Origin of the sequence: Oenococcus oeni, from assembly GCF_020510245.1 — a bacterium.
In the GTDB taxonomy this organism is placed as follows: domain Bacteria; phylum Bacillota; class Bacilli; order Lactobacillales; family Lactobacillaceae; genus Oenococcus; species Oenococcus oeni.
Map to the genome: position 1 here is coordinate 1,012,723 of NZ_CP084701.1, position 15,297 is coordinate 1,028,019.

The window sequence follows — 15,297 nt, forward strand, 5'->3', positions numbered from 1 at the left end:
ATAATTTATTCTATCATAGCTGCTCTAATATAATTTTCTGAAAAGTTTCCTAAGTCTGGTTAAAAACGGAGTTTTTGTTTTGCTTTTTTAAAAAATATTGCTACTACTCAATATGAAAAATTGTTTTTAATGTCCTTGTCATCATGGATAAACTTTCGGCATCTTTAACTATCTTTTTATCTTTTCGACTTCCTGTTCAGATAGAGCACGATACTGCCCTTTCTTTAAATTGCCGATTGTAATTCCGTCAAACATGTCACGATTTAATTTAATTACAGGATGACCGATAAAATCTAGGATTTTTTTGATTTCATGGTTTTTTCCTTCGGCGATTGTGATTTCAATTAGACTTTCTTGACGTTTTTGATCAACTTTCAAAATTCGAGCCGCCTGTGGAAAATAAATTTCTCCATCGAAACGAATCGGCTTAGTCAATTGTTCAAGTTCGTCTTCGTTAACAATCCCTTTAACCCAAGCAGCATAAGTTCTTTTAATTCGGTGTTTCGGATGAGTCAATTTTTGAGTTAATTCACCATCGTTGGTTAGTAACAAAACACCGGTCGTATCTTGATCTAACCGGCCAACCGAAAAAATTCTCGTTTTCGTTTTAATTAGTTCTATAACGCTGGGCTGATTCGGATAACTTCTGTTGGACGAAACATATCCGGCCGGTTTATTTAAAAGATAATATTCAAAACTCTCTTCATTTATTTTCTTATTATCAACATAAACAATGTCGTCGGAAGAAACTTTCTTTCCAAGTTTTGTGATTATTTTGCCATTCACTTTTACCTGCCCGTTAACAATCATCTCCTCGGCTTTTCTTCTGGAAGCCACTCCTGCTTGAGCAATTCTTTTTTGCAGTCTTTCTAATTGAGCCATTATTTTTTGCTTTCTCTGTTTTTGTGTTTTTGAAATAATTCTATTTGATCGTCATCAATGTTATTTAGATCTTCAGGATCTGGTAGTTCTGGTAAATCATCAATTTTTTTAAGCCCAAAATAATCGAGAAAAAAGTTAGTTGTAGTGTAGAGAAGCGGGCGACCAACCTCCGCTTTTCTTCCGGATTCTTGAATAAGTTCTCTGGAAACGAGTCGAGAAATTGCGCCAGATGAATTAACGCCGCGAATTTTATCAACCTCGATTCTAGTGACCGGTTGCTTATAAGCAATAATTGTTAGAGTTTCCAAACTTGCTTTAGATAAACTATTAGCAACTGGTGTTTGATAATATTTTTTTAGAAGCGGCGCAAATTTACTTTTCGTAACCAAACGATAGACCTGACCGTTTTCGACCAGTTTTATCGGATTTTGTTGATCTTCTTCCAAACGGTTGGACAGGCTTTCCAGATCACTTTGAACCGCCGATCTATCAAAACCAGTTATTTTACTAATACTTTGCAGATCAATACCATCATCTCCGGAAACAAAAACCAAAGAGAATAATTGGGCCGTTTGATCAAGATCAGGCATTCATTTCTCCTTTTGTTAAAAAAATTTGTTGTTCGTCATTTTGGCTAAGCAAAACGAAGTGATCTTTTGCTAGTTCAAGAATTGCCAAAAAAGTCGTAATCATTTCATCATTGCTCGATGATAATTTAAATAAATATTGAAATTCGATCTTTGAATCTAATTTTTTTTGACTGAAAAAAGTTTTTATTTCATTAATTTTGTCAGCAACAGAAAAATTTTCTCTTTCAATCGTACGTTTTTTTGGATGCAGGTCCTTTTGTCGATTAGCAATTTCAAGAAAAGCCTTCTGCAGATCCTGTAAAGTTACTCCAGCTGATAAAGGTTTTATTTCAATATTTTCTGGAATTTTTGCAACTGGACGAGTAAAGGACAGAGAGCGGGAATGTTCTAATTCAGACATATCTTGCGTAACGGCTTGGTAACACTCATATTCTATGAGAGCATTAACTAATTCATTTCTTGGATCCTCTTCTTTTTCATCTTCCTGTTCGTTTTTTACAGTTGGCAATAAAAAACGAGATTTTATTCTAATTAACGTAGACGCCATGTATAAATATTCACCAGCCGAATCAAGTGAGGGATTTAACTGATTGTCAATAAAAGACAGGAACTGGTCGGTAACTTTTGCAATTGGTAAATCGAAAATATCTAGCTCTTGTGTACGAATCAAGTGCAGCAAAAGATCTAGCGGCCCACTAAAATCGTCCAGAGAAATTGTTAATTGTTTATCGCTCACGCAAACAATTTTAGCATTCAAATAGTTTATTTTGCCCGAGGATGAAATCTGTTATATTGTTCTCTTATATGTTTTTGACTAACATGTGTGTATATTTGAGTTGTACTGATATCGGAATGACCTAATAATTCTTGAACAATTCTTAAATCGGCACCATTCTCCAATAAATTGGTTGCAAAAGAATGGCGCAGAGTATGAGGACTAATATCTTTATCAATGCCGGCTTTAATGGCAATTTCCTTCACAAGCTTAAAAATTCCCTGTCTAGATATCCGATGGCCATGATCATTAAGGAATAAATACGGGCTTTCTTTGTCTTTGAGCAAAATCGGTCTTGATTCTTTAAAATATTTAGAGATATAGAGTAAAGACATTTCACCGATCGGAACAATTCGCTGTTTTTGCCCTTTACCAATGGTAGTGATTAAGCCCAATTCGTCATGAAGATCAGCTAATTTCAAATTACATATTTCAGACACGCGAAATCCGGTTGCGTACATTGTTTCTAGCAAAGCCCGGTTCCTTAATCCAAGAGTTGTCGAAATATCAGGTACCGCTAAAACAGCTTCAATTTCTGTGGCCGTTAAAACTTGTGGCAAATGAGAATTCTTCTTTGGTGTAGTCACTTTCAGCATTGGATCAATTTGAATTTGCTGATCATCGCTAAGATAAGCAAAAAATTTTCGTAAAGAACTGACCATATGTACAATTGAATTATTTGATTTACCGGAATTTTGCAAATAGTTAAGCCAATCCAGAATTGTAAAACGGTCAACTTTAACCAGAAGGATATTTTCTTTTTGAATATAGGCTCCGAATTCCGATAAATCTTGTTTATAACTTTTAATCGAGTTCTCCAGCAAGCCTTGTTCCGTCCGTAAATACCTCGTATAATCCAATAAAACATTTTCGAATTGATTTTTTTTAGTTAACATAATCTATTTAAGTGTACAAAAAAATAACCACCAAAGTGGTTATTTAAATAACAAATAAATAAAATTAAAGCTTTACAACATGAATTAAATTGGTTGTGCCGGGCTTTTTGATTGGAAGGCCAGCAGTAACAACGATTGTGTCGTCTCTCTTAGCCAATTTTTCATCATGAACAGTTTTCTTGGCCAATTCAATCAGATCATCTGTTGTTTCCGGAGCATCTTTAACGACCGGATAAACAGCATAATTAACAGTCAAAGACCTAGCAACTTTTTCATCGTAAGTGATTGCCAAAATTGGCATATCAGGTCGATATTTGGAAATTAAGCGAGCAGTGTAGCCAGATGCTGTAGAAGCAACAATTGCTTTAGCACCAGCCTCGCGTGCTGCGTCAACGGCGGCCTGAGCCAAAACTTCTGTGTCACTTGACTTTGGTTCGTTTCTCAAATCGATCCTATTGCCGTCGTCGTGAACATGATTTTCAGCGTATTCATCAGATGTAGACATCGTCTTAACAGCTTCAACAGGCCAACTACCATTGGCAGATTCACCAGAAAGCATCGTCGCATCAGTGCCATCCCAAACAGCATTTTCGACATCGTTAATTTCGGCACGAGTTGCACGAGGATTTTCAATCATCGAATCAAGCATTTGGGTAGCAGTAATGACCGGCTTTCCAAGACGGTTCATGTAACGAATCATCATTTTTTGAATCACAGGTACTTCTTCATAAGGAATCTCGACTCCCATATCACCACGCGGTACCATCAAACCATCGGAAACGGCAATGATTGATTCGAAGTTATCAATTCCTTCTTGAGATTCAATCTTAGGAAAAATCATGACATGATTTTCTTGATGATGCTTTTTCAACAACTTACGGATGTCAAGAACATCCTGAGCCTTACGAACAAAGGAAGCAGCGATGAAGTCAATTCCCTGTTCCAAACCGAACTCGATATCTAATTTATCCTTCTTAGTAATTCCAGGAAGGTTAATTGCAACACCAGGAGCGTTAACGCCTTTTCTTCCGCCCAGCACTCCATCGTTATCAACTTGGACAAGCAGTTCTTTTTTTTCGGAATCTTTACTGATAACGGTCATTTCGATAATGCCATCATCGAACAAAACTTTACCACCGACTTTTACGTCGTCATAAAGTCCCTTATAGGTCACAGCAATTTTCTCTTTTGTGCCCTTAATCTTTTCATTCATCGAAATGCGAAGCCTGTCACCTTTCTTGAATTCAATCTTACCGTTCGGTGTATCTTGAACAGTTGTACGAATCTCTGCACCTTTCGTATCAAGCATAAATCCGATCAACTTGCCGGTCTTTTTTTCAGCATCATGGACTAGGGCCATACGAGCAGCATGCTCATCATGGTCACCGTGACTGAAATTAAAACGGGCAACATTAATCCCATTATTTATCAATGCGGAAATAATCTTTAGATCGTTGGATGCGGGACCTAAAGTAGAAACAATCTTTGTCTTTTTCATTCAATGCTCCTGTTTTTGTTTATCATTTGACAAAACACTTTTAATTTTAACATTTTTTTCACGAATCAATGGCCGATCTGTTGGATCTTATTGGCAATAATATTAATCTCACCATTCCTTAATTGAGTTCTACCAATTAAAGCAATCAAAGATCCATTCTTCAAAACACCCGACATTTGACTATATTCGCGAGCGAAAACAGTTAAAGAACTTTCTCCGCTGCCGTCGGAAATCGAAACAAAAGCCATCTGATTTCCGTTCTTATCGCGAGTTGTACGAATCGAATCGATCATAACGGCCATTTTGACTATTTGGTCAGCTTTTAAATCGTTAATCTGCGTATATCCTTTTTTAACAATTTCCTTTCTCAGACTGTCAATTGGATGACCGGAAATAGTGAAACCAAGGACTTCCTTTTCATGCGCAAGACGGTCTAATAAAGACATTTCTCCGATCGCGCTTATTTTCGTTTCGCTTAAAAGGCTGCCGCCGAATTCCATTGCAGTAATTAAAGAAGCGGCATTCGTTTTTAATTCCTGACGGTTATATCCAAAATGATCGAGCGAACCAGCGTAGGTCAATTGAACGATGTCACTTTCACCGATGTCGCTTCCAGCCATTCTTTGAAGAAAATCAGTTAGACCGGAAAACAATCCGTGCGAATTCCTTTCTTTGACAATTTCATCAATCACTTTTCGGTTTAACCCTTTTATTTTGCCGAGGCCAACATAAATAACCCCTTTATCGCTTATAAAACCACGTTCCGCGTGATTAATGTCCGGTCCCAAAAGTTTGATGCCTTTATTTTTAATATCCTGCAGATAGGAATTTTTGGTGTCGTAATTTAGGAGAACACTGAAGAATTCCAAGGGAAAGTAGATTTTTAAATAAGCCATTTCAAAAGCCAATTTGCTATACGCAACAGCATGGCTTTTATTAAAACCATAATTGGCAAAGCGCTCTATATACGCAAAGATTTCTTCCGCTTGTTCTTGTTGATGGCCCTTTTCAACTGCCCCTTTAATAAAGGCATCATGCTGGGCAAAAAGTTTTTCCTCATTTTTGTGTCCAATCGCAGCTCTAAAAACATCCGCTTCTCCAAGTGTAAAACCGGCATAAACCTGCGCAATCTGCATTACCTGTTCTTGATAAATAATTACACCGTAAGTCGGTAGGAGAATTTTTTGCAAACTTTTATCGATGATCTCGATATGATTGGGGTCTTTTTTTCCTTGGGCATAAATTGGAATATTTTCCGAAGGGCCCGGACGATTCAGAGCATTTACAGCGACAATATCATCAAAACTACTAACAGCAATTTGTTTTAGAGCGCTCTTCGCCGATTCAGACTCAAATTGAAAAATACCGTTAGTTTGAAGATTTTTAAAAGAATCAAGAACTTTTTTGTCGTTAAGATCGATACTATCCAAATTAAATTTTTTTCCATAATGTTGTTGAATTAAAGATCGAATATCAGCGATCATATCTAAATTGGTAAGACGCAGCAAATCGAATTTAACCAACCCAATCGCCTCGACATCATCTTTGTCAAACTGGGTAACGGTGATATCGGAAACCTGATTCAGAGGAACATAGTTCACTAGCTTTTCCGGACTTAAAACAATTCCAGCAGCATGTATTCCAACATGTCTGGGCAACCCGGAAATAGATTGTGCCAGGGAAATAATTTCCGAAGAATTTGGAAGCTCTGCAATTGTTTCCGGCAAATTGTTTGGATCGGCATCTTCTAACGCATCATTATTCTGTGCCATAAATCGTGAAAAACGTTTAAGCGTCCCTTCACTGCTGGCAAAAATTCTCGCGCTGTCGCGAACCGCCAATCTTCTTTTAAAAGTATCAAAAGTTCCAATTTGAGAAAAATTATCAAGCGAATACTTTTTTTGCAGATATTCAACAATTTCCTGGCGCCTGTTGCCTGGCACATCAATGTCTATGTCAGGAAGCTGAATCCGCTTTGGATTTAAAAAACGTTCGAAATAAAGATCATATTTAATTGGGTCGATAGTCGTTATATACAGAGCATATGCTACCAATGATCCGACTGCCGATCCCCGACCAGCGCCGAGCTGAATATTTTCGTGACGAGCAAAATTGATAATATCCCAGACTACCAAAAAGTAATCTGCTAAATCTAATTGGAAAATAGTCCTCAATTCTCGATCGATTCTTTTCTGATAAGCTTCTGGAATATCTTTATTTTTAAAACGATTTTCTAATCCAAGTTTAACCAACTTGCTCAAATATTTTTTCGGATTATTTTCCGAATCGGGTAATGGAAAAATTGGTAAATGTTTCTCGCTCTTTGGCCAATCATCAACTATATCAGCGATAAAGTGCTGGTTGTTTTTTAATATTTCATCCGGTAAATTACTTGCATAGAAATTTTCATCTTTTAAATATTTTCCGACGATTTCTGATTTGCCAGTAAAATTCAACTCGTTCTTTTCAATATGTTGGAGAGCACTTGCGGTAACGGAATCATTCTTCTTAACCCAATCGATTGGAAAATAGCCAAGTTCTTTTCGAGTAAAGCTGCTTGAATTTTTAATTTTTGTTTCTTTTCCATCTTGGAAGATCAATGCCAAGTTGGAAAAATCCAAATTATTTTCTTTTAAAATAAACTGCGAATTTTTATTAAAGGCTAAATAAGTGCTGATTTTCATCAAATTCTGATAGCCAGAATAATTTTTTGAAACAAAAATTACTTCACCATGATCGGTATCACTGATCGTTAAACCGATAATAGGTCGAATGTTAACCGAAATTGCAGCCTGTCGAAATTTTTCAGCTCCATAAAGATAATCGTGGTTTGCCAAAACAGCAGCTTGAAAGCCTCTTTTTTTGAGAGCTTTTACAAGTTCAATCGTCGAATCAGGGTTTCTTAACAAATCATATTCGCTGAATACTTGTAATGGAGTATAACTCATGTTTTAATAGTATCGCGAATTAAAGATATACGAAAGTATGTTCGCTATTTGTATTTTTCATTCGACAGATTTACAATCTTCCTATGAAATATTTAGTAGTCGCTTTTTGGTCAATTATTTTGGGAAACGTTCTTGGTTTTATTGTTGGGGATTTGTCCGAACAAACCTACGTCCCTTTAAATGTTACGATTATGGCCTTGGTGGTTGGCGAGGTTGCGGCTTTCTTAATTACCGCGATCACCAAATCGGCTAATAAAAAAGTTGGAAATATTAAAAAAAGTTCTGGAAATTGATTCCGGAACTTTTTATTTTGAATGAATTTCAATAATCTTTAATATAACATCCGTTGCCAATTCCATATTTTGAACAGAAGAGAATTCATAACGGCCATGAAGGTTTTCTGCTCCCGTAAAAATGTTCGGTGTCGGCGTACCAAGAAAAGTAATCTTGGATCCATCGGTTCCACCCCGAACAGGCTCCTCGTTTGGCACGATTCCCAATTCTCTAAAAGCAGCTTCGGCTAAATGAACCGATTCCATATTATTCTTTAGAATATCGGCCATATTATAATATTGATCATATTGCTCCAAGTCAATTACTTTATGAGAATATTGCGCATTGACTTTATCGACAGCATCAGCAAGAATCTGCTTGCGTTTTTTTAAGCCATCGCGTTTAAAATCACGAATAATCAATTTGGCCGTCGCTGTGTCACCGTTACCGGATAAATCAGTCATATAGTAATATCCCTGATCACCCTTGGTATTTTCCGGCCGCTCGTTTGGCAACAAATTAAAAACATCAATTAGAGCGGCTAACGGATTTATCAATTTGCCAAAACCATCAGACGGATGAACTTGTGTGCCAACAGCCTTTAAAACAGCAGCTGACGCAGAAAAAGTCGCCCATTCCAATTCGCCTTTCACCGAACCATCGATAGTATAAGCAAATTTAGCAGCAAAATTATCTGTGTCGAAATTATCTGCACCAGTACCGATTTCTTCATCAGGGCCAAAAGCGATTTCAATTTCTCCGTGTTCTATTTCCGAATGCTTAATTAAATATTCCATTGCCGTGATAATTTCAGCAACCCCGGCTTTATCATCAGCTCCCAATAGAGTAGTACCATCGGTAGTTATCAAGGTATGGCCTTTGTAGTTACGCAAATTCGGAAAAACAGAAGGATCTAAACTGTACTCGTCGTTTAGTTTTATGATTGATTCACCATCATAATTCTCATGAATTTCCGGCTGGATATTTTCTGCATTAAAATCCGCCGTATCTACATGAGCGATAAAACCAATACGATCGATATTTTCTTTTCCTTTGGTTGCTGGAATTTTGGAAAATAGATAACCGTCCTTCATTGTTCTTATATCGGAAAAACCAATTTGTTTTAGTTCTCCAGCCAATTTCTTCAGAAATTCAACTTCTTTTGGATCACTGGGAATCGTTTTTGAATTCTCGTTTGAACGAGTATTAATCTTTGCATATTCAATAAAACGATCTACTAAATTTTCGTATTTCACTTTAATGCCTCTTCTATTGTCTTTATTTCTGCTTGTAAACTATCGTAGCGCTTTGTTGATGTCTGCAATGATTTTTCAAGGATTTTCTCAATCTGTTTTGAGTGATCCAGTCTCTCCTGCCATTTATTTTTGAAAGTTGAAGTCCGATGCTTTAACAGGCATGGCCCAAATCTTAATTCCCGATTCGTCATTTTTACAATTCCCTGTTGACTTCTTTTAGCAACGATGATTTCGTAAAAATGTCGATTTTCATAAATAATTTTTTCAGTTTCAATATATTGTCCATTTTTTTCGATTGCTTTTCTAACATCTATTTCTTCATTGTTAGGCTGCAAAATGAATTTGGCATTTTTAAGATAATCAGGAATCTTCGAAATAATTTTGGCAATTAATTCGCCACCCATTCCAGCAATCACAACTGTATCAATTTTGTCACTGGCTTTGATAACAGAAAGTCCGTCGCCAAGACGAAGAACTATTTGCTTTGCTTGATCCAAATCTGCCAATTCAATTTGTTCTTTTGCTTTTTCTAACGGTCCTAAACCAATATCTGTCGCAACTAAAAAAGACGATTTATTGGTTTCCAGTAAAGCGATTGGAATTGCAGCATGGTCGGTTCCAATATCGGCAACTCTTGCCGCTTGATTAATCAAGCGATATATTTCCATTAAACGATCAGACAATTTTGTCATAGCTTTCTGCCCTTCAATTCTAATTAAAAAACTGAATCATTTATGATTCAGTTTTTTAGAAGTATTTTATAAAAATTTATTCTTCCATAAAATCTTTTAATTGTTTTGAACGGCTGGGATGGCGAAGCTTGCGTAATGCCTTTGCTTCAATCTGCCGAATTCTTTCACGAGTCACACCGAAAACCCGACCAACTTCTTCCAAAGTTCTGGTTTTTCCATCTTCAAGGCCAAAACGCAAACGAAGAACATTTTCCTCACGTTCGGTCAAGGTACCAAGAACTTCCTCTAACTGATCTTTTAACATCTGGTCAGAAGTCGATTCAATTGGAGACTCCCCTTCATTATCTTCGATGAAGTCTCCTAGATGGGAATCATTCTCTTCACCGATCGGAGTTTCCAAAGAGACAGGTTCTTGAGCGATCTTTTGGATTTCACGAACTTTATCAGCTGTTAATTCCATTTCGGCACCGATTTCTTCAGGCATTGGATCACGTCCAAGATCCTGAATCAAAGTCCGTTGAATTCGAATAAGCTTGTTAATAGTCTCCACCATGTGGACAGGTATACGAATCGTTCGAGCCTGATCAGCAATTGCACGAGTTATAGCTTGACGAATCCACCAAGTAGCATAGGTTGAAAACTTAAATCCTTTTGTATAATCAAACTTTTCAACGGCCTTCATTAAACCCATATTTCCTTCTTGAATCAAATCCAAAAAGTGCATTCCGCGGCCAACATAACGCTTTGCGATCGAAACAACCAAACGCAAATTGGCTTCAGCAAGTTCCTGGCGGGCACGCTCACCATCAGACCCCCCTTTTTCGATTCTTTTGGCAATTGCGACTTCCTGATCGGCATTCAGTAATGAAACCCGTCCGATTTCTTTCAAGTACATCCTAACAGGGTCATTAATTTTGACACCCTTTGGTGCTGAAGAGGCTTGGGAAAGTTCTTCTTGACTTGGATTATTACTCTTGGTCTTCAGTGACTTTTCCGAAGGATTGCCATCCTCATCAACAATCGAAATACCAGCATCCTCGACCTTTTCTATTAATTTGTCGATTTGATCAGCATTTAAGGCAAAAGGTTTGGCCATTTTATTCTCTAAATCGTCATAAACGACCTGGCCACTCTTCTTATTTTTTTTGATAAAAGCTTTAAGACTTTTGGCATAAGCTTTTTCGTCAAAAGCAGTTGCGGCTGAAGAAGATTTTTCTCCGGATTTTGAATTATCTTTTGATTTTCCTTTTTTTAAATCATCTTTTTTAATAGACAAACCATCGTTTCCTTCACTTTTCTTCTCAGCTCGATCAACGCGACGATTATAATTTTTTGCCAAACGCAAAAGCTCTTCTTTTTTGTCTTTTTTAAGGAATTTTACATCGACTTTTTCTAAAGCTGACTGCAATTCTGCAACAGTATTATCACTTGAAACTAGGATTTTTTTAGTCATGTTTGTTTCCTGCTCTTTCTTTCATTAATTTAACTAGCTTGACGTTTAATTCTTTAATTCTGTCATTTTGATTCAAATTAATAGCCTCTTGAATCTGCTGCTTTATCTGTTGAATTTGTTTTTCAAATGGTATCCTTCTGTTCAATTGCCACAAATAATCATCAATCGCCTCCAAGTTATCCGTTGAATAAAAATCAATTTGATCGCTGATTAAATGATTAAACTGATCTTTTTCGCTGGCAGTCATATTTTTCATCAAATTAATTCCAATCGACTGAGTACCTGGATGCTTACTTCGGTAACCCTTAATCAAAAAATAGTAGAGTTGATTTTTTGGATCATGAAAGGTAAATTTTGCTTTTTTCTCTATTTCATGAAAAACATTTTCATGGTAAATCGACGAAACAATTATTTTTCTTTCAATCATTGCCTCCTGATCAATCAAGGGATTCCGGTTTCTTGAGTTTTTGAGTGGTGGATTATCATTTTGTCTTGACGACTGTCCCACTTGCCTTTTGGAAACATCGATATCGTTTCTTTTCAAGGATTGGTCAAGAACAGATCTACTTAAACCAAACTGGTCGGAGAGTTTTTTAAGTATCAAATCATTAGCAATCGGATCCGGGTGTTCATTTAAAAAGTTTAGTAAATCATTAGTATAATCACTTAAATTACCGACATTTTCAAGATTCCTACCTTTTTTCAAGTATTCAAAGGCAAAATCATTAATTGAAGTCGAATCCTCTTCAAAAATTTTTTTAAGAGCGCCTGGACCATTTTGTTGTAAATATTCGTCAGGATCTTTTTGATTAGGGATTGTTACAATTTCAAGTTGAAGATGCGGAAAATTTTTTATCTCTTCAATCGCACGCCAAGTGGCACTTTGACCAGCAGAGTCGCCATCATAGGCGATTGTTAATTTGGGTGTATTTCGAGAAATCAATTGGAGCTGATCTTTAGTTAGGCTCGTACCCATCGAAGCAATTCCATAGTCGATGCCAGCTTTATGGGCTGCAATTACATCTAAATAGCCTTCAAGCAAAAGAAGTTTTTGCGAAACTTTTGCTGCTTGTTTGGCAACATCGAAATGATATAACAGTTTCGATTTTTTAAAAACCGCTGTTTCCTTTGAATTAATATATTTCGCCGAATTATTTTTATCCAAAGTACGGCCGGAAAAACCGACAATATTACCATAAGAATCCTTAAGAGGAAACATAATTCGATTTGAAAAGACATCATGAAAACTGCCATCATCATATTGAGAAATAATTCCCGATTCAAGTTGAGTCTCTACAGGAATTTTCTTTTCTTCAAAAAAATCATGCAACGACCACTGACTAGGAAGAAAGCCAAGTTGAAAATCAGCAATTGTTTCCCTACTTAAATGACGTTCTTCCAGTAAATATTTCAAGGCATTTGTTGAAAGATCGGTATTTAACAACAAATGTGTAAAAATTTCAGAAGCCTGTTTATTTAATTCGATTAATTTTAATTCGTTTTCATTAAAATGTCCGCCAGTATTTTCTGTATATTTACTATCGATTTTAATTCCAACATTTCTAGCTACTTCTATAACCGCCTGAGGGAAAGACAAGCCTTTTTTTTCTGAAACATAATCAAAAACATTGCCACTCCGTCCACATGAATAGCACTTATAACGTTGGTTTTCTTCATCGACCGTAAAGCTAGGACTATTTTCCGACACAAAAGGACAAATACCCCAAAAATATTTTCCTTTTTTCTTTAAATCAACATCTTTGCCGATTACATCAACGATATTAATCGAATTCCTGATTTCTTCGATCGTACTTTTCGGTATCAAACTCGCCATTAGACAATCAATAATGATACTCACATAACTTGACTTTGTCAAGTGATAAGAATGTTGATATGACGCAGTTTAAGGCTATTTTTTATTTGTGAAAAACAGATTATGTTAACTAGAAAAGATGTGTAATCCTACTTGACAACAACTTTCCTAAGATCGCCAAGGCTGGAAATCAAATTATTAAGCAAATTAATCTGAGCAACTCTATTATTCTTAATGATTGGGTTTTTGTCCATAATCATATTCTCATCGAAATAATTATTAATCGGTTCTTTAAGAGATGCTAAAAATTGATAAACAGTATGATCTCCTTTGCTTAAAAGTACAATCGGATCCTTGTCCTTTGTCAATTGATAAAGACGTTTTTCCGAGTTAGTTACAAATAATTCAGGATCTATCTCGACATTACTTTTGTTTTTTTCGGCTAAGTTCTGAACTCGAGTCAAGGCCTCGATTACATCACGAAAATCCGGATCAGCTACATGGGATGCTAGTATTCTTACCCGTTTAAAAATATAGTTAATGATACCTTCATTAACTTTTCCCGTAGAGGCGTCCAGCAAATCATAACGAATATCGGAACTTTGCTGGCGGATTCGATCCAAAAAGAATTCAATCACTTTTCTACTAATTTCTTTTGTATCGGCAAAATCAATCAAAAAACCATCTTCATGTTTGTCCACTGCTGTTTTTAAGCTGTGAAGTAGTTTGCTAACAGAAAAATTCCATTTTTGTTGGCCAATGATTCTAACGATTCCCAAAGCTGCACGTCTTAGGCCGTAGGGATCGTTTGAACCGGAAGGAATGATACCTGCAGCAAAAAAAGAAAAGAGTGTATCTAATTTATCGGCGAGAGCCAGCATTGCACCAACTTTACTTTTCGGTAGGTCTCCTTCCGAGGAAGTTGGTAAATATTGTTCCGACAAAGCTTGACAAACTGTCTGATTTTCGCCAAATATTTTTGCGTAAATTCCAGCCATGGTCCCCTGCAATTCAGCAAATTCACCAACCATTGCTGTGGTTAAATCAAATTTATAAATATTTGCTGCTCGTTTTAAATCCTTCTTTTCTTGGTCGTTAAAAGCAAGTTGGTTAGCTAATAAAGCGGCTATTTTTTCAACTCTTTTCATATGTTCTGTCATTGTACCGATTTTTTCATGAAAAACCAATCGTTCGGCTTTCTTCATGAAGAAATCGATGTTATGTTTTTGATCTTCTTCAAAGAAAAATTCAGCATCTTCAAGACGGGCTACCAAGACTTTTTCATTACCCTTGACAACGTTTTCGATTTGATTGGAATCTCCATTCCTTACTGATATGAAGTGTGGCAAAATTTTTCCTTGTTTATTAGTAACATAAAAAAAACGTTGGTTGTCACGCATGCTAGTCGTTAAAACAATCTCAGGCAAATTCAAATATTTGTCATCAAAAACACCAGCAAAAGCTGTTGGATATTCAACAATATTATTTACTTCTTCCAATAAATCAGGATCTACATGAAGATTCCAATCGTTCGTATCGGCAATTTTCCTTATTTGATTACGAATCGAGTTTTTTCTAACTTTTGCATCGACAATCACATAGGCGTTATTCAAAGTTTCTTCGTAATCACCAGCTTCGGAAATTGAAATTTTGCCTCCACTCAAAAAACGGTGGCCACGTGTAAAACGATCAGCTTTTACATCGAGAATTTGAAAAGGGACTATCTTCGAATCAAGCAGAGAAACGAGCCAACGAATTGGGCGAACATACTCTAATTTAAAATCAGCCCATTTCATGTAAGTTGAAAATTTCATTTTTTCAACAACTTCGATGCCGATTTTCTTTAAAATTTCTTCTGCAGAAACCCCTTCGATATGCTTGTTTAAATAAACATATCCATCACGTTCATCAAATTCAGCCGGAGAAGTTCCTTGGCTACGAGCGAAACCTTCAGCTGCTCTTGACCAATTGCCACTTTCATCTTTGGCGACTTTTAATGAGGGTCCACGGAGTTCTTCATCTTTTGACTGCGAGTAATTTGATAAATCATGAACTAAAACTGCCAAACGACGGGGAGTGGAGAAAGTCTGTATTTTTTTATAATCCAATAAATTATCCGAAAAAAAGTTTTTTATACGTTCAATCAATTGATTTTCGGATTCTGTCACTAAATGTGCCGGTATTTCCTCTAATCCTATTTCCAATAAATAATCCGCCATTT

Annotated in this window: 12 protein-coding genes; 1 reads left to right on the plus strand and 11 read right to left on the minus strand. The window is 36.3% G+C overall.

Annotated features, from left to right (window positions below):
- Nucleotides 1-168 precede the first annotated feature (168 nt).
- From J3U91_RS05355 to J3U91_RS05380, 6 genes are all read right to left on the minus strand, one after another.
- Entirely contained in the window at nucleotides 169-882 is a 714-nt protein-coding gene (locus J3U91_RS05355; RefSeq protein WP_002820460.1) for a pseudouridine synthase, read from the minus strand.
- A complete protein-coding gene (gene scpB, locus J3U91_RS05360; protein WP_002820461.1) occupies nucleotides 882-1,472 on the minus strand; it encodes an SMC-Scp complex subunit ScpB in 591 nt (196 codons plus the stop codon). Before scpB ends, J3U91_RS05355 begins: the two co-directional genes overlap by 1 nt.
- Nucleotides 1,465-2,229, minus strand: coding sequence for a segregation and condensation protein A (locus tag J3U91_RS05365; protein ID WP_002817126.1), 765 nt, complete (start codon nucleotides 2,227-2,229; stop codon nucleotides 1,465-1,467). Before J3U91_RS05365 ends, scpB begins: the two co-directional genes overlap by 8 nt.
- A gap of 5 nt (nucleotides 2,230-2,234) precedes the next feature.
- Complete coding sequence (gene xerD / locus J3U91_RS05370; RefSeq protein ID WP_002820463.1) at nucleotides 2,235-3,143, minus strand: site-specific tyrosine recombinase XerD; 909 nt, start codon at nucleotides 3,141-3,143, stop codon at nucleotides 2,235-2,237.
- Nucleotides 3,144-3,207: 64 nt separating this feature from the next.
- Nucleotides 3,208-4,641, minus strand: a complete 1,434-nt coding sequence (gene pyk / locus J3U91_RS05375) for a pyruvate kinase (RefSeq protein ID WP_002821104.1) — start codon at nucleotides 4,639-4,641, stop codon at nucleotides 3,208-3,210.
- A gap of 65 nt (nucleotides 4,642-4,706) precedes the next feature.
- On the minus strand, nucleotides 4,707-7,589 hold the full coding sequence (locus J3U91_RS05380; RefSeq protein WP_002820465.1) for a DNA polymerase III subunit alpha: 2,883 nt from the start codon (nucleotides 7,587-7,589) through the stop codon (nucleotides 4,707-4,709).
- 83 nt (nucleotides 7,590-7,672) lie between these two features.
- Between J3U91_RS05380 and J3U91_RS05385 the strand changes: the two genes are divergently transcribed.
- The gene (locus tag J3U91_RS05385; protein ID WP_002820466.1) at nucleotides 7,673-7,882 is read left to right on the plus strand and encodes a YjzD family protein; all 210 of its coding nucleotides are present in this window, start codon (nucleotides 7,673-7,675) and stop codon (nucleotides 7,880-7,882) included.
- Between the two features lie 12 nt (nucleotides 7,883-7,894).
- Here J3U91_RS05385 and pepT read toward each other — a convergent pair whose 3' ends face one another.
- The 5 genes from pepT to glyS all read right to left on the minus strand — a co-directional run bounded on the left by pepT (nucleotide 7,895) and on the right by glyS (nucleotide 15,295).
- Complete coding sequence (gene pepT, locus J3U91_RS05390) at nucleotides 7,895-9,118, minus strand: peptidase T (protein ID WP_002820467.1); 1,224 nt, start codon at nucleotides 9,116-9,118, stop codon at nucleotides 7,895-7,897.
- Nucleotides 9,115-9,810: a tRNA (adenine(22)-N(1))-methyltransferase gene (locus J3U91_RS05395; protein WP_002820468.1), complete on the minus strand. Its 696-nt coding sequence runs from the start codon at nucleotides 9,808-9,810 to the stop codon at nucleotides 9,115-9,117. Before J3U91_RS05395 ends, pepT begins: the two co-directional genes overlap by 4 nt.
- Before the next feature lie 76 nt (nucleotides 9,811-9,886).
- Nucleotides 9,887-11,263, minus strand: coding sequence for an RNA polymerase sigma factor RpoD (rpoD, locus tag J3U91_RS05400; protein ID WP_002820469.1), 1,377 nt, complete (start codon nucleotides 11,261-11,263; stop codon nucleotides 9,887-9,889).
- Nucleotides 11,256-13,097: a DNA primase gene (gene dnaG / locus J3U91_RS05405; protein WP_002820471.1), complete on the minus strand. Its 1,842-nt coding sequence runs from the start codon at nucleotides 13,095-13,097 to the stop codon at nucleotides 11,256-11,258. Before dnaG ends, rpoD begins: the two co-directional genes overlap by 8 nt.
- A gap of 128 nt (nucleotides 13,098-13,225) precedes the next feature.
- Nucleotides 13,226-15,295 carry a glycine--tRNA ligase subunit beta gene (gene glyS / locus J3U91_RS05410; protein ID WP_002820473.1) on the minus strand — a complete coding sequence of 690 codons (2,070 nt, stop codon included), beginning with the start codon at nucleotides 15,293-15,295 and terminating at the stop codon, nucleotides 13,226-13,228.
- Nucleotides 15,296-15,297 lie beyond the last annotated feature (2 nt).